The organism is Mammaliicoccus stepanovicii, from assembly GCF_002902525.1.
GTDB classification, from domain to species: domain Bacteria; phylum Bacillota; class Bacilli; order Staphylococcales; family Staphylococcaceae; genus Mammaliicoccus; species Mammaliicoccus stepanovicii.
Map to the genome: position 1 here is coordinate 37,549 of NZ_PPQZ01000043.1, position 23,918 is coordinate 61,466.

Sequence of the window (23,918 nt, forward strand, 5' to 3'; positions counted from 1 at the left end):
AGCGTTATCATAAAAATGGAGGTTATATATATGACTAATAAAGATGAAGTATTAAAAGCGTTATTCCCAGAGGATATCTTAAAAACATCTAAAGATTTAACAGAAGGTGAGGTTAAGTTTTTAAAGCAATTAAATGACTTATTAGAAGAAAAATATCGTTCTTCCATTAACGATCATTGGGTAAATGCAACTGTGCCAGAAGATTTCTTTGAAGACATGGGGAAATTAAACTATTTCCACAATCCATTATTATTTGAAGGACGTGAAGGTGAAAAAACACCAAGTCAGTTATTCCAATTTTTCATGTCATACGTTATTGCTCGATTTGATGTTTCGCTTGTTACATTACTAGGTGTTCATCAAGGGTTAGGACATAATTCATTCTTATTTGGTGGAAGTAAAGAACAAATCGCATACTACTTACCAAAGTTACAAACACATGAACTAAGAACGTGCTTTGCACTGACAGAACCAGAACATGGTTCAGATGTTGCTGGAGGATTAGAAACGACAGCAAAACGTGATGGAGACAAATGGATTATTAATGGTGCCAAAAAATGGATCGGTGGAGCAAACGTGGCTGATGTTATTCCTTTATATGCGGTAGATGTTGATACAGGTAAACCAAAAGGATTTATTATTAGACCTGAGCAAGAAGGCGTAGAAATTGATGTTATTGAAAATAAAATTGCGTTACGTATCATACCAAATACAAATATTAAATTAACAAATGTTGAAGTTAAAGAGGAAGATAGACTTCAAAATATTAATGGATTTAAAGATATTGCAAAAATACTTTACTCAACACGTGCTGGTGTTGCTTACATGGCAACTGGTGCAATGGCTGGAGCATTACGCGCGACGTTAGATTACGTAACGGAACGTAAACAATTTGGTAAAGAAATTAGTAAATACCAATTAATACAAGAGAAGCTTGCGATGATGCAAGGAAACTTGGCACAAGCAATGGCAACATGTGCACAATTAGCTAGAATGCAAGCAAAAGGTGAGTATGACGAAGTTGCAACATCTGCAGCAAAAATGATGAACGCTTTAAGATTAAGAGAATCAGTCGCTATGGGACGTGGTATTACAGGGGGTAACGGAATTTTAGCTGAATATGATATTGCTAGATTCTTCTCAGATGCTGAAGCGGTTTACACATATGAGGGTACACATGAAATTAATGCATTATTAATAGGTAGAGCCTTAACGGGTGATTCAGCATTTATTTAAGTTTACTGAGTAACAATTAGAAATCTCAGAATACAATTTTGGAGGACTTTTTATGACGATAAGAAAAGCAACCGTATTAGGTGCAGGTACAATGGGGAGTCAGATTGCTGCACTACTGGTAAATGCAGGGCTAAAAGTTAAATTACTAGATATAGTGATAGATGAGAAAGATCCTAATAAAATTTCGAAGAAAGCTTACGAGATTATAACAGATAAGAAACGACCATTATTATTTGATTTAGAAACAGCATCTAATTTGAGTTATGGTAACTTTAATGATGACTTAAATGAAGATGACACAGATATTTATATAGAAGCGGTTAAAGAAGAATTAGACATTAAACATCAAGTATGGAAACAAGTGACTAAAGTTGCTAAAGATGATGCAATATTTGCTACAAATACATCTGGTATTCCTATTGAGGCAATAGCAAAAGTGTTTGAAGCTGGTGCTAAAGAACGTTTTCTAGGTGTACATTTCTTTAATCCACCTCGCATTATGAAATTGGTTGAGATCATTCCAAATGCAAGTACTTCTGATAGCGTAGTAGAACAAACGCAATGTTTTGTTGAAGATGTGTTAGGCAAAGGTGTTGTTGTTGCTAATGATGTACCTGGTTTTGTAGCTAACCGCGTAGGAACACAAACGATGAATGATGTTATGTATAGAGGTGAAGAACAAGGACTTTCAATTGTTGAAGTCGATGCATTAACTGGACGTTCGATTGGGAGACCAGGTACAGGTACGTATGGACTATCAGATTTAGTAGGTTTAGATATTGCAGTTACAGTGATTAAAGGACTTCAACAAGTTCCTGAAGAAAAACCATACTTCAAAGATACTAAACTAGCTGAGACATTATATGAACAAGGTGCCTTAGGTCGCAAAACGAAACAAGGCTTTTATAAAAAAGATAAAAAGAAAAAGCTAGTATTTGATATAAATAAGAATGATTATATTGAACCAGAAATGCCACAATTAGAGATACTTTCAAAATTCAAAAAAGATTTAGAAGCGAATTTAGATGTTATCTTTAATGCCGAAGACAAAGGTGGAAAATTCTTATGGGAAACTTTAAGAAATAATTTCTATTATTCAGCAATAAATGTTCCTAAAGCTGCAGCAGATTTTAAAGATATAGACCGTGCACTCGTATGGGGCTTTAACTGGAAGAAAGGTCCATTCCAACTATGGGACCTAATGGGATTTGAAAGAGTTAAAGATCGTATGAAAGCAGAATTAGGGGAATTACCAGAATGGATTGAAAAACAAACTGAACCATTCTACAAAGATGGAGAGTCAATCGAACGTATGACACCAATATCAGCATTTGTAGATCGCGAAATATGGAATAGAGAAGACTCTAGTTTATCCGTAGCAAATAAAGACCAATTATTACTAAAAATTCAGAGTAAAAATAATATCATTTCTGATAATTTTGCGAACGATTTAATTGAATCAATCGACTTATTAGAAAGAGAAGATTATACTAGCATGGTTTTATATGCGGATGGTAATAACTTTAGTGTTGGTGCTAACTTAAATTTAATGAAATTAGCACATGAACAAAATAGTGTAGAAAAATCAGTTGGTCCTGCAATAGATAATTTACACGAAAGTTTCGGACGTATGAAATACGCTTTAAAACCAATCGTAACTGCTATTCAAGGTAGAGCGCTTGGTGGTGGTTGTGAAGTAGTTCTGCATTCACCTTATGTAGTGGCATCAAGTGAAACTTATATAGGATTAGTAGAGACTGGAGTAGGGTTACTACCAAGTGGTGGCGGTCTTGCAGAATTTACAGACCGTATATTGCGATCTAATCATAAAAATGATGATAAACAAGAATCTATTATTAAAGTATTAATGAATGTTGGACTAGCTAAAGTATCAACTAATGCGTATGAAGCAAGACGATTAGGTTATTTACGTGAAACGGATACAATTATCTTTAATAAAGATAAGCGTGTTGAAGTAGCACTTAATAAAGCGAGATTCTTATCAGAGACGAATTATATACCTAAGCCAAAAGCACAATATTATGCATTAGGTAGAGATTTCAAGGCACTCGCGCAAGCTCAATTAGACGCTCAACGTGTCGGTCACTTTATAAGTGATTATGATTATGAAATCACGATGAAAGTAGCACATATATTATCAGGTGGAGATTTACCTCGTAATACGTTAGTGAATCAAAGATATATTCAGTTACTAGAAAGAGAAGGTTTCTTATCATTACTAAATAATAAAAAAACATATGACCGTATTACCCATATGTTAGAAAAAGGTAAACCACTACGTAATTAGTATTGAGCGGAAATAAGAGAGGATGGATATCAATGCAAGATGCATATATAGTAGCATACGGACGTTCTGCAGCTGGGAAAGCAAAAGGAGGTGCGTTATTTCATGAAAGACCTGATGAAGTGGCTGCACAAGTATTAAAAGGTGTACTAAAGAAAGTAGAAGGATCATTTGATCCAAGTATGGTGCAAGATGTTATTGTCGGTAATTCATTTCCAGAAGGATTACAAGGGCAAAATATTGCACGTTCAATCGCATTATTAGCAGGATTACCAGAAGAAGTACCTGGACAAACTGTTAACCGTTATTGTTCATCTGGCTTACAAACAATTGCTATTGCAGCAAATGAAATTATGTCTGAACAAGCGGATGTATTAGTAGCTGGCGGTGTAGAATTAATGAGTGCTGTCCCAATGGGAGGCAATGAACCTACTAATAACCCATTATTACAAGAAGCAGATTCAGGCGTTTCATATCCTATGGGATTAACTGCTGAAATGGTTGCAGATGAGTATCAAATTTCAAGAGAAGCACAAGATAAATACGCAGTTGAAAGTCATAGACGTGCCAAAGAAGCTCAAGATGCAGGTAAATTTGAGGATGAAATTATTCCAATCGATGTGCATAAAGTAAGCTATGGGCCAAATGGACCACAAGTAACGAAAGAAGTGTTTAAAGAAGATGAATTAATTAGAGCAGATACAAATTTAGAAGCTTTATCCAAGTTAAGAACATTATTTAAAGCAGATGGAACAGTTACAGCTGGTACATCAGCGCCACTTACAGATGGAGCTGGATTTGTTGTATTGATGTCAGGAGATAAAGTGAAAGAATTAGGCATTAAACCAATCGCTAAATTTGTAGGATTTAAAGCAGTAGGTGTAAACCCTAAATTGATGGGAATTGGACCTGCTTATGCAATCCCAGAAGTACTAGAATTAGCTAATCTATCGATAGATGATATCGATTTAGTTGAACTCAATGAAGCGTTCGCTTCACAAACAGTAGCTTCTATTAATAAAGTTGGATTAGATTTAAACAAGACAAATGTAAACGGTGGTGCCATAGCTTTAGGTCATCCACTTGGCGCAACTGGCGCTATGTTAACTGGGAAGTTACTATCAGAAATGAAGAAAAGACCAGACACTAAATACGGCATGGTTACAATGTGTATAGGTGTTGGTATGGGTGCAGCAGGTATATTTGAATATGTAAGATAAACATTTCAAAGAAAGCTTGAGATATCATTCCTTTCAGTCATAATCAAAACGAGAAAATCACGATAAAAAGTGATTTTCTCGTTTTTTCATGAGTGGACATTTTTAATGGATAAATTGTGGTTCAACTTTTGGGAAATAGGCAAAGTCATGGAATAAGTCGGAAGTTAATCCACGAAATGGGCAAAGTCATGGAATAAGTCGGAAGTTAATCCACGAAATGGGCAAAGTCATGGAATAAGTCGGAAGTTAATCCACGAAATAGGCAAAGTCATGGAATAAGTAGGAAGTTAATCCACGAAATAGGCAATGTCATGGAATAACTCGATAGTTAATCCACGAGATAGTGATATTAGTGATTCATAGTAAAAATATTTTCAAGCTTTGAAAATATATTCTAATATAAACAATAAGTGTCTTTACAAGTGTTATTCATTGGTGTTTAACGGTTTTTATTCTAGGATAGTCATATAGACAATAAATTTATGTTTTTTTACACATTGATGTAAGCGTTTGCTTATGTGGAAAAATCATTAAAAAATATATAAGGGGATGAACATATGAGTTTGAATATTGGGATTATCGGATGTGGTGGTATTGCAAATGGGAAGCATCTACCAAGTTTAGAGAAGATTGATGAAGTAAATATTGTTGCATTTTGTGATATTGATATTGAAAAAGCTAAAGCAGCAGCAAACGAATACGGAACAAGAGAAGCAAAGGTATACACAGATTATAAAGAACTATTAAAAGATAGTAAGATTGACATTATTCATGTTTGTACGCCTAATAGCTCGCATAAAGAATTAACAGTAGCTTCCCTAGATGCAGGCAAACATGTCATGTGTGAAAAACCTATGGCTAAATCAACTGAAGAAGCGCAAGAGATGATAGATGCAGCTAAACGCAATAATAAGAAATTGACAATAGGCTATCAAAATCGGTTCAGACCAGATAGCCAATATTTACATAATGTAACCGAGCGCGGTGATTTAGGTGATATATATTTTGCTAAAGCACATGCAATACGTAGAAGAGCAGTACCTACTTGGGGGGGATTCTTAGATGAAGAAAAGCAAGGTGGAGGTCCATTAATTGATATCGGAACACATGCATTAGATCTGACATTGTGGATGATGGATAATTATGAACCTGAATCTGTCATGGGTTCAACTTTCCACAAATTAGGTAAAAAAGAAAATGCCGCAAATGCATGGGGATCTTGGGATCCAAAGAAATTCAAAGTTGAAGATTCTGCATTTGGATTCATTAAGATGAAAAATGGTGCGACAATTTTCTTAGAGTCTAGTTGGGCGCTCAATTCGTTAGAAGTTGATGAAGCAAAATGTTCACTTTCAGGGACTGAAGGTGGAGCAGATATGAAAGACGGATTGAGAATTCATGGAGAAGATTTCGGGTCTTTATACACAACACAAGTAGAACTTGAAAATAAAGGCGTAGATTTCTATGAAGGTGAAAAAGTTGATGAAGCTTTCGTAGAAGCACGTAGTTGGATTGATAGTATATTGAATGATACAGATCCAGTCGTAAAACCTGAGGAAGCGATTGTTATTACGCAAATATTAGAAGCGATTTATGAGTCCAATCAAACTGGTGAGGCAGTATATTTTGATAAATAATTTAGGAGGGACTATATGAATATTACAGTATGGAATGAATTTAGACATGAGGTAGAAAGTGAAGAAATTAAAGCTGTTTATCCAGATGGCATACACAATGTTATTGCTGAGTTTTTAAGTGTAGATCATGACGTTAAGACTGCTACTTTAGATGAGGAATCGCACGGATTAACAGATGATGTCTTGAAAAACACAGATGTATTAATTTGGTGGGGCCATAAAGCACATGACGAAGTAGCTGATGAAGTGGTAGAGAAAGTAAAGCAACGCGTGCTAGACGGGATGGGATTGATTGTATTACATTCAGGACATTTCTCAAAAATTTTCAAGAGTCTTATGGGAACAACATGCGATTTGAAATGGCGCGAAGCAGACGATAAAGAACGATTATGGGTTGTTGATCCAACGCATCCTATAACTGCAGGATTGGGTGAGTATATCGAACTAGAAAAAGAAGAAATGTATGGAGAACATTTTGATATTCCAGCACCAGATGAAACGGTATTTATAAGCTGGTTCGAAGGTGGAGAAGTATTCCGAAGCGGTGCTACATTTAAAAGAGGGAACGGCAAGATTTTCTATTTTAGACCGGGTCATGAAAGTTATCCAACTTATTACAACAAAGACATTCAACAAGTCATAAAGAATAGTGTAATATGGGCGGAAAATCAGCAAACACCTAAACATAAATATGGAAACAGTAAACCTCTAGAAGAAATTAGTAAGAAATAAATTAGGAGATAAGACGATGGAAACTTTAAAAGTAGGTATCATTGGTGTAGGTGGTATTGCTCAGAATAGACATATTCCTGCTCTGAAGAAATTAGACCATTTAGTAGAAATTGTAGGTGTGCAAGATATTAATTATGAACTGTCTCAACAAGTTGCATCAGAGCATAAAATTCCTCGAGTATTTCAAGAATACAAAGATATGTTTGAAGTAGTTGATGCGGTCATTAATTTGTACACCAAATAAATTTCATTCAGTCATTAGTTGTGCAGCTTTAGATTCAGGTGTACATGTATTTTGTGAAAAACCGATGGCAATGAATAAAGAAGAATGTGACATAATGCTCGAAGCTTCTAAACGAGCTAATAAATTATTAGCAATTGGTTATCACTATAGATTTACCGATGCTGCGATAACGGCGCATCGTGCTATTGAAGAAGGTGTAGTAGGAGATCATTTAGTTACGAGAGTTCAAGCATTACGAAGACGAAAAGTACCCGGTTGGGGTGTGTTTACAAATAAAGAACTTCAAGGTGGTGGGAGCCTTATAGATTATGGTTGTCATTTATTAGATTTATCAATGTGGTTGTTAAGAGATGCCAAACCAGTTGAAGTTTTAGGTAAAACTTACAACCGTCTTAGCAAAATTCCTAACCAAATAAATGATTGGGGGACGTTTGATAGTGAAACATTTGAAGTAGACGACCACGTATCTAGTTTTATTACTTTTGAAGATGGTTCCTCGATGCAGTTTGAATGTTCTTGGTCAGCAAATATTAAAGAAGATAATATACATTTGAGTATGTCAGGCGTTGATGGTGGTTTAAACGTATACCCATTTGAAATATATCAACCTAGATTTGGAACGTTCTTTAAAGAAGAAGCGGTTGCTGATCATAATGAAGATGTAGCAGCAGAGCGTCAAACTGCCAATTTTGTGAAAAGTTGTTTAGGTCTTGAAACATTGGTCGTTCAACCAAAAGAAGCAAGACGTGTGAGTACAATCATTGATGCAATATATAAAAGTAGTGAAACAGGAAAAAGTGTACGAATCGAGTATTAATAAATTTTAAAGGAGTGACACAAATGAAAATAGGTGTATTTACAGTACTATTTCAAGATAAAACTTTTGAAGAAATGTTAGATCATGTTGCAAATTCGGGATTAAAAATGGTAGAAATCGGAACTGGCGGTAATCCTGGTAATCATTTTTGTAATGTAGATGAGTTGTTAGAAGATGAGAATAAGCGAGCAGCATTTATGAAAGCTATAACAGATCGTGGTTTAGAAATCAGTGCATTTAGTTGTCATAATAATCCGGTTTCTCCGAATGAAGAGGAAGCACAAGAAGCACATGAAACATTTATTAAATCGGTTAAACTTGCTTCAATATTAGGAGTACCCGTTGTAAATACTTTTTCAGGGATACCTGGTTCTGATGAAGAGGCGAAATATCCAAATTGGCCTGTGACACCTTGGCCAACAGCGTATTCAGAAATATTGGAATGGCAATGGGAGAAGAAGTTAATTCCATATTGGAAAGAAGCAGCTCAATTTGCTAAAGATCATAATGTCAAAATAGGTATTGAATTACATGCAGGATTCTCGGTACATACACCACATACTTTATTAAAATTAAGAGAAGCAACGAATGATGCAATAGGAGCAAATCTTGATCCAAGTCATTTATGGTGGCAAGGTATAGACCCAGTTGCCGCAATTAAAATTTTAGGTAAAGCAAATGCGATACATCATTTTCATGCTAAAGATACATATATTGACCAAGAAAATGTTAATATGTATGGCTTAACAGATATGCAACCATATGGGTCGGTACAATCAAGAGCATGGACATTTAGAACGGTTGGATATGGTCATAGCCCGCAAGTATGGGGCGATATTATTAGTGCTTTAAGAATTAACGGTTATGATTACGCGGTTAGTATCGAGCATGAAGATCCAATCATGTCTGTCGAAGAAGGATTCCAAAAAGCAGCCCAAAATCTGCAATCAGTAAATATTAATGAATCCCTCGGTAATATGTGGTGGACTTAATAATAAACATGAAGCACCTCGACATTGTGTAAATGCATGTCGAGGTGCTTTGTAATGAAGTCGTGGAATAAAGCGGAAGTTAATCCGAGAAAAGGTCCAAGTCGTGGAATAACACGGGATTTAATCCAAGAAAACGTCCGAGTCATGGAATAACACGGGAGTTAATCCAAGAAAAGGCCCAAGTCATGGAATAAAGCGTAAGTTAATCCAAGAAAACGTCCAAGTCATGGAATAACACGGGAGTTAATCCAAGAAAACGTCCGAGTCATGGAATAACACGGGAGTTAATCCAAGAAAATGTCCAAGTCATGGAATAAAGCGTAAGTTAATCCAAGAAAAGGCCCAAGTCATGGAATAACACGGGATTTAATCCAAGAAAACGTCCAAGTCGTGGAATAACTCGGGAGTTAATCCACGAAAAGGTCTAAGTCATGGAATAACACGGGATTTAATCCAAGAAAAGGTCTAAGTCATGGAATAACTCAGTAGTTAATCCAAGAAAACGTCCATGAGCCGAAATGTTTTTATAAAGAGTAAAATGAAGAGTGTTTACCTTCATTTTTAAAGTGTTTTCTACAAATAAGCCTGATGGTATCCTTATTGCCATTGTCACACCATCTTTGTGCATCATTTATAGTGAAAGGTTTGCGTTTTAATACATATAATTCACGTAAATTATGCAGGTATAACTCTTGTCGAGTTGTTTGGTAAGTGCAATGCATACAATATCCATGTCTTTTTCGGTTTTCTAAAAAGATATGGCCTATTTTTCTACAGTGCTGACAACGCAATCCGGGTTTAATATCGTTAAAAGGTACAAGTGTATTAGGATAAACTTGTGAAAAATCTTTCTTCATTGTTTTAATTTTATTTAAAAGTTTACGATTTTCTTCGATTTTATAATTTTGAAACTTTTTGGGTAATTTATGTAATTCTGTTGGTAATAATACTTTTTCTCTGTGGGGTATGTTTGTATGCAAAGTAAAAGTAGGATTTGTGAAAATAAGATAAGATTTAATATCTCTGTCAATTTGAAGATGAGATTTAATATGCTCGAGTTCGTACTCAGTCCGATTGATTTGGTGAAAAGGTAAATTAAATGCGTTACCATATTCATTACGCATTTGAGAATTGTGAATGAAATAATCACCACTATAATTTTTAACTTCTAAATTGATTATATTTTTGTCATCTACAACTAGGAAATCGATTTGAATTCTGTTTTGTAAATCTAATTCTAAATTGTAATCATAGCATAAGTTTTTTACTTGATTTAGAATCGATTCAATTTTTGATTCTCCTTCAATCCCTTTCAAAAAGTTCAATAAATCCTTGCGCACATAATCTTTATCAATTCGACCTTCAAGGGCCATATAATAAGCATTTCTTATCATTAACTACCTCCTAGTTTTTTAAATATATTATACAACATCGACTAAATTATGGCATGTAAAAAGTAATGATTTCTAAATGGACAAACCTAAAATCACTTTAGGTTTGTCCATTTAGAAATTTATTTAAGTTTTTCAGCTAATTCTACATAAACACTTTCTGGTCCTTTAATGTAACACAGTTTATACTGATCTTTATATTGAATAATATCACCAATGACATGATGTGTTGAGTCTTTGAGGTTTGATACGATTTGGTCTAAATCTTGCACCGCAAAAGCAATATGGCTACCTCCAATATTTCTTGGGAAATAGTTTGAATCAGGAACAACGTTTTGTGGACTCTTAAATGTAATTATTTCTATCACAGTCTCGGCATTAGGAACATTCATCATAGCTACGGTTGCTGCAGCATCATCTACACCATAAATATTATTAATCCAATCTCCACTGACTTCTTGTTGACCCATAAGCTCTAATCCTAAACTACTAAAGAATTCTTTAACCAATTCTAAATCTTGTACAATAATCCCGACATGGTCTATCTTTTCAATTGCCATGCACATCATCTCCTATCCGAATTAAAGCATCTATCTATTACATTATACAATTTAAGTGTTCACAATAAAAAGTAAGATGAATTGATATAGTTTAAAACCATCAAATTTTGTGATGTAAAAAATTATGAAATTTATATTTATTCAATCTAAATAAAGCTATCTACAATTATTTACTGTGTTGCTAAAGATTTTACTGTATAATTTAGGGAAAGATTCATCAATTTGAATGGAGTGATTATGTGAGTAAACAACGCGAAGAATGGTCATCGAAATTAGGGTTTATTATGGCAAGTGCGGGAGCTGCTATAGGTATTGGTGCGATATGGAAATTCCCTTATGTTGCTGGCCAATTTGGTGGTGGTGCTTTCTTACTTTTATTTATTATTTTCACATTGTTTATAGGATTACCTATGTTGATTTCTGAATTTATTATAGGGAGATCTGTAAATAAGGAAGCTGTTTCTGCTTATGATACGTTAGCTCCGAAGTCACCATGGCGTATTACGGGTAGGCTTGGAGTCATTGGTTGTTTCTTACTATTAACGTTTTACAGTGTAGTTGGTGGTTGGATTACAATTTATACTGCAATGGGATTAACAGGTCAAATTATTTCTGATGATGCAAATTACGGAAAGATGTTTGAACAAATAATAAGTCAGCCATTTACAATCTTGCTTGGTACATTTGTGTTTATTTTACTTAATGTGATTGTATTAAGTTTTGGAATAAAAAAAGGTATTGAACGAGCGAACAATGTATTAATGCCTTTATTGTTTATTTTTTTTATTATATTAGTAGTAAGAGCAGTCACTTTAGAAGGTGCGTCTGAAGGATTATCGTTTTTCTTCAGTTTTAATTTTTCTGATTTTAACGCTGAAGGTGTCCTGTATGCACTCGGTCAATCATTCTTCTCGTTAGCAGTTGGATTTTCTTGCATGGTAACGTATAGCTCATATTTAAGTAAGCAAGAAAGTTTACCAACTTCTGCAGCGAGTGTTACAGGGATGAATATTATTGTTTCTATATTAGCGGGTATGGCAATATTCCCAGTTGTTTACGCGTTTTCTTTAGAACCGACAGCTGGTCCTGGTTTATTATTTATCGTACTACCTAACGTATTTAGCCAAATGGCATTTGGTTCATTGTTCTTAACTTTATTCTTGCTATTATTTCTATTTGCGACACTCACTTCATCGTTTAGTCAATTTGAAATTATCATTTCAGCTATAGAAAAAGATAAAAAACGCTCAAGACCAAAAGTAGTTGTCATTATCGGTTTACTGACATTTATAGCATGTATTCCGTCATCATTATCTTCAGGTGTATTAGCGCATGTTGATATATTTGGGAAATCTATTTTTGATGCTACGGACTACTTAGTAAGTAATATATTATTACCTATTGGTTGTTTGCTTATTGCTGTATTTATTTCGTTTAGAATGGATAAAGCACTTGTTAAAAGTGAGTTCCAAAGAGGGAATACATTATCGCTTAAATGGTTTAAATTATGGAAATTTCTTATGAGATATATTATTCCAATTATAATTATTATTGTATTTATCTTTTCATTATAAAAAAATTTAAAAGAAAATCATTAGCTTCTCAACATTGAGATGTTAATGATTTTTCTTTTTTTAAATATGAAATTAACTGAAAATTAAAAAATGAACAGTTGACATGTTTTTTTGTATCGGGTATATTTAACAACATAATTTACTATATCCTACTAAACATATCGGATTTGTTAAAATTTGGGTTATTTAAGGAGGCGCTATTATTATGGTAGAAGTGTTAACTTATGAAAAGTTTGACACAGATCCATTTAAAGATTTAGATATCAATGATGAAACAAAAGGCGCATATCAAATTATTAAATGGGCATATGAACATTATGGAGACTCAATTGTGTATTCGTGCAGTTTTGGTGCTGAAGGTATGATACTCATAGATTTAATTTCAAAAGTCAAAGCAGACGCAAAAATTGTGTTTTTAGATACTGATTTACATTTTCAAGAAACTTACGAATTAATTGATAGAGTTAAAGAAAGATATCCTAGTCTTAATATAGAATTAAAGAAACCAGATTTGACACTCGAACAGCAAGCAGACCAATATGAACCAGCACTTTGGACTAGTGATCCAAATCAGTGTTGCTATATTAGAAAGATTAAACCGTTAGAAGAAGTGTTATCAGGTGCGACTGCATGGGTTTCTGGATTAAGACGTGAACAGTCACTAAGTAGACAGGACACGGATTTCATTAATAAAGATGAAAGATTCAAATCTATTAAAGTATGTCCGCTGATTCATTGGACTTGGGATGATGTATGGAACTATATCAATAAACACGATTTAACTTATAATACGTTACATGATTTTCAATATCCAAGTATTGGTTGTATCCCATGTACGTCACAAGTAACATCTAATGATGATTCGAGAGACGGCAGATGGACAAACTTTAATAAGACAGAATGCGGATTACACACACCAAACAATAAACCTAAATAAATAGTGAAATACTACAAATTTTTTTAATAATAAAACATAGTAATCCTATAGGAATAATTAAATAAAACAAACAAGACGAGGTGACACTTTTGGAGTTGAATGTTACAAATAGCCCATTTAACGAGGCGCAATCAGAACAATTAAATCAAGTGTTTTCAAAACTAACAAAAGAACAAAAAATATGGCTAAGCGGATACTTAACTGCATCTGTCAATACACAACAAGCTAGCAATCAAACTGATTTACCTATTTCTACTGTTAACACTAATGTCCCATCACCTAAGACAAGAGCAATTACGATATTATTTGGCTCTGAAACTGGTAATGCACAAGGCTTAGCTGAAACATTAGAGAACAAACTTAAAGAGCATCATTTTGAAGTTAATTTAAGTAGTATGGAAGACTTTAAGACGAAGGATTTAAAGAAAGTTGAAGACTTATTTATTATTACTGCAACCCATGGTGAGGGCGAACCACCAGATAATGCTATTACATTCCATGAATTTATACATAGTCGAAAGGCACCTAAGTTGAACGATTTGAGATATTCAGTCCTAGCATTAGGAGACGAGTCATACGAATACTTTTGTCAAACAGGTAGAGATTTTGACAAAAAATTAGAAGAGCTTGGCGCGAAAAAATTACATCCAAGAGTGGACTGTGATTTGGATTTTGATGAACCAGCTGAAAAATGGATGGAAGATATTATAAATGAACTAGCTGAAGAAACTGGTCAGAAGCAAGAAGAATATGATGCGGTAAATACTGAAAAAACATCAGCAACTCAAAAATATTCTAGAACTAATCCATACGAGGCAGAAGTACTTGAGAATATTAACTTGAGTGGTAGAGGTTCGAATAAAGAAGTAAGACACATTGAATTATCTTTAGAAGGTTTTACAGAATCGTTTGAACCTGGGGATTGTATTGGAATATTCCCTAAAAATGACCCTGAAATTGTTGAGAAACTTATAAACATATTAGTTTGGGATCCAGAAGAAGAAATTGTGATAAACGACAATCAAGATAAATTAAAACTTAAAGATGCTTTAGAGAATCACTTTGAAATTACGAAATTAACGAAATCTATATTAACTAAAGCGGCAGAAATATTTAACAACGGGGTTTTATCCGAAAAAGTAAAAAAAGAACGCTGGATATATGGATATGTTGAAGGTAGAGATTTTATAGATTTAATTAATGACTTTCCACCTGAAGATTTAGAACCAGGCGCACTTTATAAAATTTTGAGAAAACTTCCTGCAAGAGAATATTCTATTGCGAGTAGTTATGAAGCAACGCCAGACGAAGTACATTTAACAATTGGAGCAGTTCGATATAACGCGAATGAAAGAGATAGAAAAGGCGTATGTTCTGTACAATTTGCAGAAAGAATAGAACCAGGAGATACAGTTCCTATTTATCTCAAGAAGAATCCAAACTTCAAGTTTCCAAAATCAGATGAAACACCAGTTATCATGATAGGTCCAGGTACAGGTGTCGCACCATTTAGAGCATATGTTCAAGATAAAGAAGAACTTGGAATAAATAACAAAGCCTGGTTATTCTTTGGCGAACAATATTTCACAACAGATTTCTTATATCAAACAGAATGGCAAAGTTGGTTGAAAGATGGTGTACTGAATAAATTATCATTAGCTTTTTCTAGAGAATCAGATGAAAAAGTATACGTACAACATCGTATTGAAGAAAATAGTAAAGAATTTTATGAATGGATTGAGCAAGGAGCAGCCATTTACGTTTGTGGAGATGAAAAGAATATGGCAAAAGATGTTCATCAAGCCATTCTAAAAGTTGTTCAAACAGAAGGACATTACAACGAAGAAGAAGCAGAAGCTTTCTTAACACAATTAAAGAAAGAAAAAAGATACCAAAGAGATATTTATTAAGAGGGGGCAAAACAATGAGCACTCAACATGAACTTTCCGATAAATTAGATGAAATGGAACATATAAAGAATAGAAGTAATTATTTACGAGGCACAATCCAAGAAGGATTAGCTGATGAAATTACTGGAGCGATAGCAGCCGATGATACAAAACTACTTAAATTCCACGGTAGTTATATGCAAGACGACAGAGATTTAAGAGATGAAAGAAGAAAACAAAAGCTTGAACCAGCATATAGCTTTATGATTCGAGTGAGAGTACCTGGTGGTACAGCTACAGCAAATCAGTGGATAGCAATGGATGATATTTCAAATCAGTATGCTAATCAAACGATCAAATTAACAACTAGACAAGCATTTCAATTTCATGGCATTTTAAAGAAAAATTTAAAAAGTTCAATGCAAAGTATACATCAAGCTGTAATGGACTCGCTCGCTGCTTGTGGTGATGTAAATAGGAATGTAATGTGTAATCCTAATCCATATCAATCCGAAGTTCACAAAGAAGTGGATCAACTTGCGACGGATATTAGTGACCATTTATCACCTCAAACAGGTGCTTATCATGAAATTTGGTTAGATGGAGAGAAAATAGTAAATACACAAGAAGAAGTTGAACCAATGTACGGCAAAACGTATTTGCCTCGTAAATTTAAAATTGGAATTGCGGTTCCACCTTCTAATGATATTGATGTGTATTCACAAGATATAGGTCTCATTTCAATTATTGAAGACGATAAATTAGTCGGATTCAATGTAACTGTAGGCGGCGGTATGGGTATGAAACATGGTAACACAGATACATACCCACAAGTAGGTAGACTACTTGGTTATTTTTCAAAAGAAGAAGCGATTGACGTCTGTGAAAAACTTTTAACAATCCAGAGAGATTATGGAAATAGAGAAAATCGTGCAAACGCAAGATTTAAATATACAGTAGATAAATACGGTGTTGATTGGATTAAAGAAGAATTAAATAAGAGGTTAGGTTGGGAAATAGAAAAGCCTAAACCATTCGAATTTGAACATAATGGAGATCGTTACGGTTGGACTGAAGGAAGTGGTAAGTGGCACTTCACATTATTTATTCAAAATGGACGAGTGAAAGATACTAAAGATTATCAACTCAAAACAGCATTAAGAGAAATTGCTGAAATTCATAATGGAGATTTTCGTTTAACACCAAATCAAAACTTAATTATAGCGAATGTTTCGACAAGCAATAAAAAGAATATCCAAAAAATTATTGATAAATATAGCATTACAGACGGAGAGCAATATACCGGGCTTAGAAGAAATTCAATGGCATGTGTTGCATTTCCGACGTGTGGATTAGCGATGGCAGAATCTGAAAGATACTTACCAACATTGATCAATAAAATAGAAGGACTATTAGATGAAGCAGGATTAAATGAAGAAGAAATTACGATTCGAATGACTGGATGCCCAAATGGATGCGCAAGACCAGCATTAGCAGAAATCGCATTTATAGGTAAAGCACCAGGTAAATATAATATGTACCTTGGCGGAGGATTTGCTGGAGATAGATTGAACAAGTTATATAAAGAAAATATTGGTGAGGATGATATTTTAGAAAGTTTAAGACCAATATTAATTCAATATGGCAAAGAAAAAAATGACGGAGAACATTTTGGTGATTTCGTAATTAGAAAAGATATCGTTAAAGAAGTACATTCTGGACAAGATTTTCACAGTTAAAGAGAGAATGGGGTGGCAACAATGGGCAAAGTATTTCTAGTTGGTGCAGGACCGGGTGATCCTGATTTAATTACAGTAAAAGCGATTAAAGCAATAAAACAGTCGAATGTCATACTTTATGATCGTCTTGTAAATAAGAGTTTGCTTGAATATGCTTCTGAAGGCACTCGATTCATTTATTGTGGTAAAAGTCCGAACCAACATTCGCTAACTCAAGATGAGATTAATCATTTACTTGTGAAGTTAGGGCTTGAAGGTCATACAATTACAAGACTTAAAGGTGGCGATCCATTCATCTTCGGTCGAGGTGGAGAGGAAGCAGAGGAATTGAGAAATTACGGTGTTCAATTTGAAATTGTACCTGGAATTACTGCAGGTGTAGCAGCTCCAGCTTATGCTGGAATACCTGTCACACATCGAGATTATAGCTCGTCTGTTGCTTTTGTCACTGGCGTCATGAAAGATTCCGTTGATGAAGATGAATACTGGAAACATTTAGCTTTAGGACCTGAAACATTGTGTATTTATATGGGAGTTAAAAAATTACCTGAAATTCAAAGATTATTAACGAAGCATGGTAGACCAACTGATACGCCAGTTGCATTAATTCACTCAGGTACAACAAATGAGCAAGATACTGTCACGGGTACTTTGAATAACATTATCGAGAAGTCAGCACACATTAAAAATCCTGCAATGATTGTTATTGGTGAAGTTGTAAAACTAAGAGAAAAGATAGATTGGTTTGAAGAAGTAAAGAAAGAACAAGGCGTAACACAACTGATTCACTAGCACTGGAGGGATTACATGAACGGTGTATTATATGTAAGTCATGGAAGCAGAATTAAAGAAGCAATCGAAGAAGCTATATCGTTTATTGAAACTGTTAAAGAAAAAGTTGAGGAACCTTTACAAGAAACTTGTTTTTTAGAACTTGCTGAACCAAACATTCAGCAAGGTGTTTATAAACTAATCAAACAAGGTGCGAACAAAATATCCATTATACCAGTTTTACTATTAAGCGCAGGTCATTACTTTAAAGACATTCCAAAAGAAATAGAATCCATTAAAGTTCAGTTTCCGGATGTTCAATTTACATATGGGCAACCGTTAGGCGTGCAACCAAGATTAACTCAAATTTTGAGTGAACGTATTCAAGAAACAGGTATTAAACCAGCTGAAGATGCAAAGATATTAATAGTAGGACGAGGAAGTTATAATCCACAAACACAAATAGATATATCAAGTATTGGAGAAACATTCCGTGAAACAACGGGTTTTAAAGATGTTGAAGTATGCTATTTAGCAGCATGTAATCCGTCATTCGAACATACATTAAACAAATATTTAGAAGCTAAGCCCTCACAAATATTTATCGCACCATATCTTTGGTTTACAGGTGTACTTGAAAAACATATTGAACAAACTGTCAATATTCAAGAAACAGAAAGTGATGTTATTGTTTGTGACCATTTAGGTCATCACGAATCTATGAAACAAGCACTTTTGGATAGAGTCCTTGAAACATTAGACGTTCAAAAAGTATAAAAAGGGTGATGTTAATTGGCATATATTCCACTAATGTTTGATTTTACAAATAAAATAATAAAAATTTTTGGTGGCGGAATGATTGCTGAACGACGAGTTAAAGCGCTATTAGAAAGTGAAGCAATTATTCAAATTATTAGTCCAAACATTACAAGTCGATTGAAAGAGTTGCATAACTCAAATCGTATACATTGGATAAACAAAGAATTTGATAGTGGAGATATACAGAATGAAGATTTTATCATTGTTGCTACAGGCAATGAGGCGGTTAATCAGAAGATTCGAAAGTTAACACCGGATCACACATTAATCAATATGACGAATGAGGCAGAAAGTGGGAATGTCATATTTCCCGGGACATTAAATCGTGGAAAACTTTCAATAAGTGTATCGAGTAATGGTGCAAGTCCGAAACTAGTCTCACAAATATTGAATAATTTAAATGAACAATTCCCACCTGACTATGAAGCATACGTAGATTTTTTATATCATTGTCGATGCACAATTAAAAATTTAGAAATCGAGAAAGAACAAAAGCAACAGCTATTAGAAGAAATTATATCGGATAAATACTTAGATTCTAATCATCAATTACAGTTTACAAAGTGGTTAGATACACAAAACTCAATGCGTGCAAGAGAGGAGTAGTATATGCGGAAATTAACAATATTTGCGATAGTAGGTTTCCTAGCACAACTTATTGATGGATCACTCGGAATGGGATTTGGCGCAACATCTTCATCTTTGTTACTTACGTTTGGTATAGCACCGGCAGTAGCTTCTGCGACAATACACTTTTCTGAAGTAGCGACTACAGCAGCATCGGGAATTTCCCACATTAAATTTAAGAACGTTGATAAATCTATCATTTTAAAATTAGCCTTACCAGGTGCAATTGCAGGATTTATTGGTGCTGGTGTGCTAAGTAATTTACAAAGTGATGCTATTAAGCCATTCATTGCGTTATTTTTACTGACGATGGGAGTCTATATTATTTATCAATTCGTGTTTAAACAACCGAAACAGTTTAATAACACGAAAGAAGGTAAACTTTCAGGATTCTTACTTGTTCCCCAAGGCGCAATCGCAGGATTTTTAGATGCAATAGGCGGAGGTGGTTGGGGACCAGTAAACACACCACTATTGTTAACACAAAACAAAATAGAACCAAGATATGTGATAGGTACAGTATCGGCGAGTGAATTTTTCGTTACGATTTCAACGTCGCTTGGATTTATTCTATTCTTTGGATGGGATCAAATAAGTATTGCACTTGTAGCAGCATTAGCAGTAGGAGGCGTAGTAGCAGCACCATTTTCTGCTTGGTTAGTTAAGACTTTACCAGTATACGTACTTGCGGTACTTGTTGGTGGGCTCATAATTTTCACGAATAGCACAGTATTGATAGGTACATTTGTACAAAGTGACGTAACTGCAAATATCTTAAAAATCACAATAGTTGTTCTATGGCTAGGACTTGTATTATTTACTTTATATCAACATAGTAAGTTTCCCTTTAATCTTCAAAATGAAAAATCTAAAGAGATAGACCAAATCAATTAAGAGGAGTGTTTGCTAAATGGTATCATCAGCAATTACAAAAGAAGAAACGATAAAGCCACATGGAGGAGAACTTATCAATCGTCAGGTTGAAGGTGAAGAAAGAGAAATCCTTATTCAAGAAGCGAAACATTTTCCTAAGTTAATATTAAATCCATGGAGTCTGTCAGACTTAGAGTTAATTGCGATAGGTGGATTCAGCCCTTTAACTGGATTTTTAGGAAAAAAAGATTATATAAGTGTAGTCGAAAATTTGCGTTTAGATAATGGTCTTGTATGGAGTATCCCTATTACATTGCCAGTTACAAAAGAAGAAGCAGATAAACTAACTATCGGATCAAATATCGCGCTTTATGGTGAAGACAACCATTTATATGGTGTTTTAAATTTAGAAGAAAAATATACTTACGATAAACAACAAGAAGCCGAAAAAGTATACGGAACAACAGATGACAATCACCCAGGAGTTAAAAATGTTTATGATAAAGGAGAAATTTATCTAGCAGGTCCAATTCAGTTAGTTGATAGACCTAAACATGATGAGTTTACAGAATTCCATCTTGATCCAAAAGAGACGAGAACATTATTTAAGGACTTAGGATGGAAGACGGTAGTTGGTTTTCAAACAAGAAATCCAGTTCATCGTGCACACGAATACATTCAGAAAATAGCACTAGAATCTGTTGATGGATTGCTATTGAATCCATTAGTTGGAGAAACAAAGTCGGATGATATATCAGCAAAAATTAGAATGGAAAGCTATCAAGTTATATTGAAACATTATTATCCAGAAGAAAGAACAAGATTAGTTATATACCCAGCAGCAATGAGATATGCAGGACCACGAGAATCAATATTGCATGCATTAGTACGTAAAAACTATGGCTGTACCCATTTTATAGTCGGTCGAGATCATGCAGGTGTGGGTGATTATTATGGCACTTATGAAGCTCAAGAACTCATTAGTGAATATGAAGATGAATTAGATATTAACATCTTTAAGTTTGAACATGCATTTTTCTGCACTGTTTGTGACAATATGACAACAGCCAAGACATGTCCACATGATAAATCAAATCACGTACATTTAAGTGGGACGAAAGTAAGAGAGAAGTTACGCAATGGTGAGCAACTACCTAAAGAATTTTCAAGACCGGAAGTTGCAGATGTACTAATCAAAGGATTAAGACAAGACTAATTTGTAAGGAGTGAACAACATCATGCAAACATCGACAAACATTACATGGCACGATTCAGAAGTAACTAAAGAACAGAGACAAGAAAGAAATGGACATAAAAGTGTAATCATTTGGTTCACAGGTTTATCAGGATCAGGCAAATCGACTATTTCAGTTGCACTAGAAAAAGCATTATTCGATAGAAATATGTCTTCATACCGCTTAGATGGTGATAATGTGAGACACGGATTAAATCAAAATTTAGGATTTAGTCCGGAAGATAGAAAAGAAAATATCCGTCGAATAGGAGAAGTAGGCAAATTGATGGTAGATGCTGGCGTTATTACAATGACAGCATTTATATCCCCTTATGAAGAAGACCGTACAGATGTAAGAAATATATTAGACGATGGAGAATTTATCGAAGTATATACTAAGTGCAGTGTCGATGAATGCGAAAATCGAGACCCAAAAGGATTATATAAAAAAGCAAGAAGCGGAGAAATAAAAGGATTTACTGGTATCAATGCACCATATGAGGAGCCTACAAATCCAGAAATCGTTTTAGATACAGAAGTAGAAAGCGTAGAATCGTCAGTTGATAAAATATTGTCATATTTAGAAGAACACAAATATTTATAATGATCGATGATGAAGACCTGATACTGAGTTGAGTGATGATTTGTGGTCCGCAAATGAGATATTCGGTCCAGATAACAGATTATGTGGCCCGCAAATGAGGTATTCGGTCCAGATAAATGATTATGTGGTCCGCAAATGAGATATTCAGTCCAGATAAATGATTATATGGACCGCAAAACTCAAAACACATAAAAAAACAAGCCTCCCACATTACTTTATTGTAAATGGGGAGGCTTGTTTGCATGTTTATATTACTTCTTATTTACTGATGCATCATATATAGAATCAACTGCGTCAGCTAAACCTTTATCGAATTCTTCTTGTGATTGGTCAGCGTATAAGTCTGTAACTAATGCGCGTGAGAAACTAGCGATTAGTCCATCGTTTTCTTTCAATAATTCGTTTGCTTTATCTCTTGAATAACCTCCTGATAAAGCTACAACACGAACAACATTGGGATGTTCGATTAATGATTTGTATAGATTAGCATTAGTTGGGATTGTAAGTTTCAACATTACTAATTGGTCATCATTTAATTTATCTAATGCCTTTGTTATTTCTTCTTTCAAGATGTCTTCAATTTCAGCTTTGTCATTAGCATTAATGTTTACTTCTGGCTCGATGATTGGCACTAAACCTGCAGAGATAATTTGTTTACCAATTTCGAATTGTTGTTCGACTACTTTAGCAATTGCTTCTTTATTTGCTTCTAAAATATTAGAACGCATCTTAGTACCGAATACGTTTCTTTCTTTTGCACGTTGTAAAAGTTCATCTAAACCTGGAATAACTTTCATAAGTTGAACGCCATTTTCTTCTTCAGCTAGTCCTTTGTCTACTTTTAAGAAAGGTACAACGCCTTTATCATTTAAATAATCTGATGTGTATTTACCTTCAACTTTACGGTCCATTGTTTGTTCAAATAAAATAGCACCTAAAATTTTATCTGCGTTAAATGATGGAGATGTAATGATGCGTGTTCTCATTTCATGTACGAGTGTAAACATTTCCTCTTCACTATTGTATTGATCTTCGTTAATACCATAGTCGTTAAGTGCTTTCGGAGTACTACCACCACTTTGATCTAGTGCAGCTATAAAACCTTTACCATTTTTTACTTTATCAAATTGTTCTTGGGTCATTTTGTTCCACTCCTTTAGATAATTTCAATTTAAGTATGATGAAATAAAAGACGAATCGCAAGTGATTAAACTTTTTAACTAATAAGAAGATAAGTTTGTCTATTTTAAGAAGATTTTCAAAATGATATTACAAAATTAGGTTATACGCTTTATGATGGGAAGAAGGAGGATTTTAAATGAACAAAAAATATGCAATATTATTAATAAGCGGACTAGCAATAGTAGCGATTGCAGTAGCGGCATTGTTATTCTTTTCAACACAAAAAACAACGTACTATGGTTATATGGAAAATAGTACAAAAGCAGAAAAAGTTGTAAGTGAAAAAACGAATAAAGTCACGAAAGACGTTAAGATAGAAAATTCAAAAGAATTTAAACCTAAAAAAGGTGATTTTGTAAAACTCATTTCAAATGATGATGGCAAAACATTCTATAAAAAAGAAATCGTATCACATGATGATATACCACACGGTTTAATGATGAAAATTCATGAAATGAAAATGTAATGAGGATCCAAATAAAACGAGTAAAGAACATAAATGATTTGTTCTTTGCTCGTTTTATTTTATTAATAT

Annotated in this window: 20 protein-coding genes and 1 pseudogene; 18 read left to right on the forward strand and 3 right to left on the reverse strand. The window is 34.1% G+C overall.

What is annotated here, in order from left to right; genetic code table 11:
- Positions 1-30 precede the first annotated feature (30 nt).
- From fadE to CD111_RS07355, 7 genes and pseudogenes are all read left to right on the forward strand, one after another.
- Complete coding sequence (gene fadE, locus CD111_RS07325) at positions 31-1,236, forward strand: acyl-CoA dehydrogenase FadE (RefSeq protein ID WP_095085511.1); 1,206 nt, start codon at positions 31-33, stop codon at positions 1,234-1,236.
- Between the two features lie 52 nt (positions 1,237-1,288).
- Positions 1,289-3,544 (forward strand): 3-hydroxyacyl-CoA dehydrogenase/crotonase FadB, encoded by a 2,256-nt coding sequence (gene fadB, locus CD111_RS07330; protein WP_095085514.1) that lies wholly within the window; start codon positions 1,289-1,291, stop codon positions 3,542-3,544.
- Between the two features lie 32 nt (positions 3,545-3,576).
- The gene (locus tag CD111_RS07335) at positions 3,577-4,761 is read left to right on the forward strand and encodes a thiolase family protein (protein ID WP_095085517.1); all 1,185 of its coding nucleotides are present in this window, start codon (positions 3,577-3,579) and stop codon (positions 4,759-4,761) included.
- A gap of 557 nt (positions 4,762-5,318) precedes the next feature.
- Positions 5,319-6,398 carry a Gfo/Idh/MocA family protein gene (locus CD111_RS07340; protein WP_095085519.1) on the forward strand — a complete coding sequence of 360 codons (1,080 nt, stop codon included), beginning with the start codon at positions 5,319-5,321 and terminating at the stop codon, positions 6,396-6,398.
- Positions 6,399-6,413: 15 nt separating this feature from the next.
- Positions 6,414-7,130, forward strand: a complete 717-nt coding sequence (locus CD111_RS07345; protein ID WP_095085521.1) for a ThuA domain-containing protein — start codon at positions 6,414-6,416, stop codon at positions 7,128-7,130.
- A gap of 16 nt (positions 7,131-7,146) precedes the next feature.
- A pseudogene (locus CD111_RS07350) lies at positions 7,147-8,191 on the forward strand (Gfo/Idh/MocA family protein).
- A 23-nt stretch (positions 8,192-8,214) separates the two neighbouring features.
- Entirely contained in the window at positions 8,215-9,183 is a 969-nt protein-coding gene (locus CD111_RS07355) for a sugar phosphate isomerase/epimerase family protein (protein ID WP_095085523.1), read from the forward strand.
- Between the two features lie 524 nt (positions 9,184-9,707).
- Here CD111_RS07355 and CD111_RS07360 read toward each other — a convergent pair.
- Positions 9,708-10,577, reverse strand: coding sequence for a nuclease-related domain-containing protein (locus CD111_RS07360; protein ID WP_095085525.1), 870 nt, complete (start codon positions 10,575-10,577; stop codon positions 9,708-9,710).
- A 119-nt stretch (positions 10,578-10,696) separates the two neighbouring features.
- Positions 10,697-11,134 carry a VOC family protein gene (locus CD111_RS07365; protein WP_158245684.1) on the reverse strand — a complete coding sequence of 146 codons (438 nt, stop codon included), beginning with the start codon at positions 11,132-11,134 and terminating at the stop codon, positions 10,697-10,699.
- A gap of 239 nt (positions 11,135-11,373) precedes the next feature.
- Between CD111_RS07365 and CD111_RS07370 the strand changes: the two genes are divergently transcribed.
- From CD111_RS07370 to cysC, 10 genes are all read left to right on the forward strand, one after another.
- Positions 11,374-12,708, forward strand: coding sequence for a sodium-dependent transporter (locus tag CD111_RS07370; RefSeq protein WP_095085529.1), 1,335 nt, complete (start codon positions 11,374-11,376; stop codon positions 12,706-12,708).
- 205 nt (positions 12,709-12,913) lie between these two features.
- On the forward strand, positions 12,914-13,645 hold the full coding sequence (locus tag CD111_RS07375; RefSeq protein ID WP_371868760.1) for a phosphoadenylyl-sulfate reductase: 732 nt from the start codon (positions 12,914-12,916) through the stop codon (positions 13,643-13,645).
- An 89-nt stretch (positions 13,646-13,734) separates the two neighbouring features.
- On the forward strand, positions 13,735-15,555 hold the full coding sequence (locus CD111_RS07380; RefSeq protein ID WP_095085531.1) for an assimilatory sulfite reductase (NADPH) flavoprotein subunit: 1,821 nt from the start codon (positions 13,735-13,737) through the stop codon (positions 15,553-15,555).
- Between the two features lie 14 nt (positions 15,556-15,569).
- Positions 15,570-17,273 carry an NADPH-dependent assimilatory sulfite reductase hemoprotein subunit gene (locus CD111_RS07385; protein ID WP_095085533.1) on the forward strand — a complete coding sequence of 568 codons (1,704 nt, stop codon included), beginning with the start codon at positions 15,570-15,572 and terminating at the stop codon, positions 17,271-17,273.
- A 21-nt stretch (positions 17,274-17,294) separates the two neighbouring features.
- On the forward strand, positions 17,295-18,065 hold the full coding sequence (cobA, locus tag CD111_RS07390) for a uroporphyrinogen-III C-methyltransferase (protein ID WP_095085535.1): 771 nt from the start codon (positions 17,295-17,297) through the stop codon (positions 18,063-18,065).
- 15 nt (positions 18,066-18,080) lie between these two features.
- On the forward strand, positions 18,081-18,821 hold the full coding sequence (locus CD111_RS07395; RefSeq protein ID WP_095085536.1) for a sirohydrochlorin chelatase: 741 nt from the start codon (positions 18,081-18,083) through the stop codon (positions 18,819-18,821).
- 15 nt (positions 18,822-18,836) lie between these two features.
- A complete protein-coding gene (locus tag CD111_RS07400) occupies positions 18,837-19,469 on the forward strand; it encodes an NAD(P)-binding protein (RefSeq protein ID WP_095085538.1) in 633 nt (210 codons plus the stop codon).
- Between the two features lie 3 nt (positions 19,470-19,472).
- Positions 19,473-20,384, forward strand: a complete 912-nt coding sequence (locus CD111_RS07405) for a sulfite exporter TauE/SafE family protein (RefSeq protein WP_095085541.1) — start codon at positions 19,473-19,475, stop codon at positions 20,382-20,384.
- Between the two features lie 16 nt (positions 20,385-20,400).
- The gene (sat, locus tag CD111_RS07410) at positions 20,401-21,579 is read left to right on the forward strand and encodes a sulfate adenylyltransferase (RefSeq protein WP_095085544.1); all 1,179 of its coding nucleotides are present in this window, start codon (positions 20,401-20,403) and stop codon (positions 21,577-21,579) included.
- 22 nt (positions 21,580-21,601) lie between these two features.
- Complete coding sequence (gene cysC, locus CD111_RS07415; RefSeq protein WP_095085548.1) at positions 21,602-22,201, forward strand: adenylyl-sulfate kinase; 600 nt, start codon at positions 21,602-21,604, stop codon at positions 22,199-22,201.
- A 251-nt stretch (positions 22,202-22,452) separates the two neighbouring features.
- Here the strand turns inward: cysC and CD111_RS07420 are convergent, their stop codons facing one another.
- Positions 22,453-23,343 carry a fructose bisphosphate aldolase gene (locus tag CD111_RS07420; protein ID WP_095085551.1) on the reverse strand — a complete coding sequence of 297 codons (891 nt, stop codon included), beginning with the start codon at positions 23,341-23,343 and terminating at the stop codon, positions 22,453-22,455.
- 176 nt (positions 23,344-23,519) lie between these two features.
- Here CD111_RS07420 and CD111_RS07425 point away from each other — a divergent pair, with 176 nt between their 5' ends.
- A complete protein-coding gene (locus tag CD111_RS07425) occupies positions 23,520-23,849 on the forward strand; it encodes a DUF4889 domain-containing protein (protein ID WP_095085554.1) in 330 nt (109 codons plus the stop codon).
- The last annotated feature ends 69 nt before the right edge of the window (positions 23,850-23,918 follow it).

Bases quoted from the DNA above. Each gene is read 5' to 3' on its own strand.
- CD111_RS07355 (WP_095085523.1), top strand. From the start codon at position 8,215: ATGAAAATAGGTGTATTTACAGTACTATTTCAAGATAAAACTTTTGAA.
- CD111_RS07420 (WP_095085551.1), bottom strand. From the start codon at position 23,343: ATGACCCAAGAACAATTTGATAAAGTAAAAAATGGTAAAGGTTTTATA.
- CD111_RS07395 (WP_095085536.1), top strand. From the start codon at position 18,081: ATGAACGGTGTATTATATGTAAGTCATGGAAGCAGAATTAAAGAAGCA.
- sat (WP_095085544.1), top strand. From the start codon at position 20,401: ATGGTATCATCAGCAATTACAAAAGAAGAAACGATAAAGCCACATGGA.
- cysC (WP_095085548.1), top strand. From the start codon at position 21,602: ATGCAAACATCGACAAACATTACATGGCACGATTCAGAAGTAACTAAA.
- CD111_RS07425 (WP_095085554.1), top strand. From the start codon at position 23,520: ATGAACAAAAAATATGCAATATTATTAATAAGCGGACTAGCAATAGTA.
- CD111_RS07345 (WP_095085521.1), top strand. From the start codon at position 6,414: ATGAATATTACAGTATGGAATGAATTTAGACATGAGGTAGAAAGTGAA.
- CD111_RS07340 (WP_095085519.1), top strand. From the start codon at position 5,319: ATGAGTTTGAATATTGGGATTATCGGATGTGGTGGTATTGCAAATGGG.
- CD111_RS07335 (WP_095085517.1), top strand. From the start codon at position 3,577: ATGCAAGATGCATATATAGTAGCATACGGACGTTCTGCAGCTGGGAAA.
- cobA (WP_095085535.1), top strand. From the start codon at position 17,295: ATGGGCAAAGTATTTCTAGTTGGTGCAGGACCGGGTGATCCTGATTTA.
- CD111_RS07360 (WP_095085525.1), bottom strand. From the start codon at position 10,577: ATGATAAGAAATGCTTATTATATGGCCCTTGAAGGTCGAATTGATAAA.
- CD111_RS07405 (WP_095085541.1), top strand. From the start codon at position 19,473: ATGCGGAAATTAACAATATTTGCGATAGTAGGTTTCCTAGCACAACTT.
- fadE (WP_095085511.1), top strand. From the start codon at position 31: ATGACTAATAAAGATGAAGTATTAAAAGCGTTATTCCCAGAGGATATC.
- CD111_RS07375 (WP_371868760.1), top strand. From the start codon at position 12,914: ATGGTAGAAGTGTTAACTTATGAAAAGTTTGACACAGATCCATTTAAA.
- fadB (WP_095085514.1), top strand. From the start codon at position 1,289: ATGACGATAAGAAAAGCAACCGTATTAGGTGCAGGTACAATGGGGAGT.
- CD111_RS07385 (WP_095085533.1), top strand. From the start codon at position 15,570: ATGAGCACTCAACATGAACTTTCCGATAAATTAGATGAAATGGAACAT.
- CD111_RS07365 (WP_158245684.1), bottom strand. From the start codon at position 11,134: ATGGCAATTGAAAAGATAGACCATGTCGGGATTATTGTACAAGATTTA.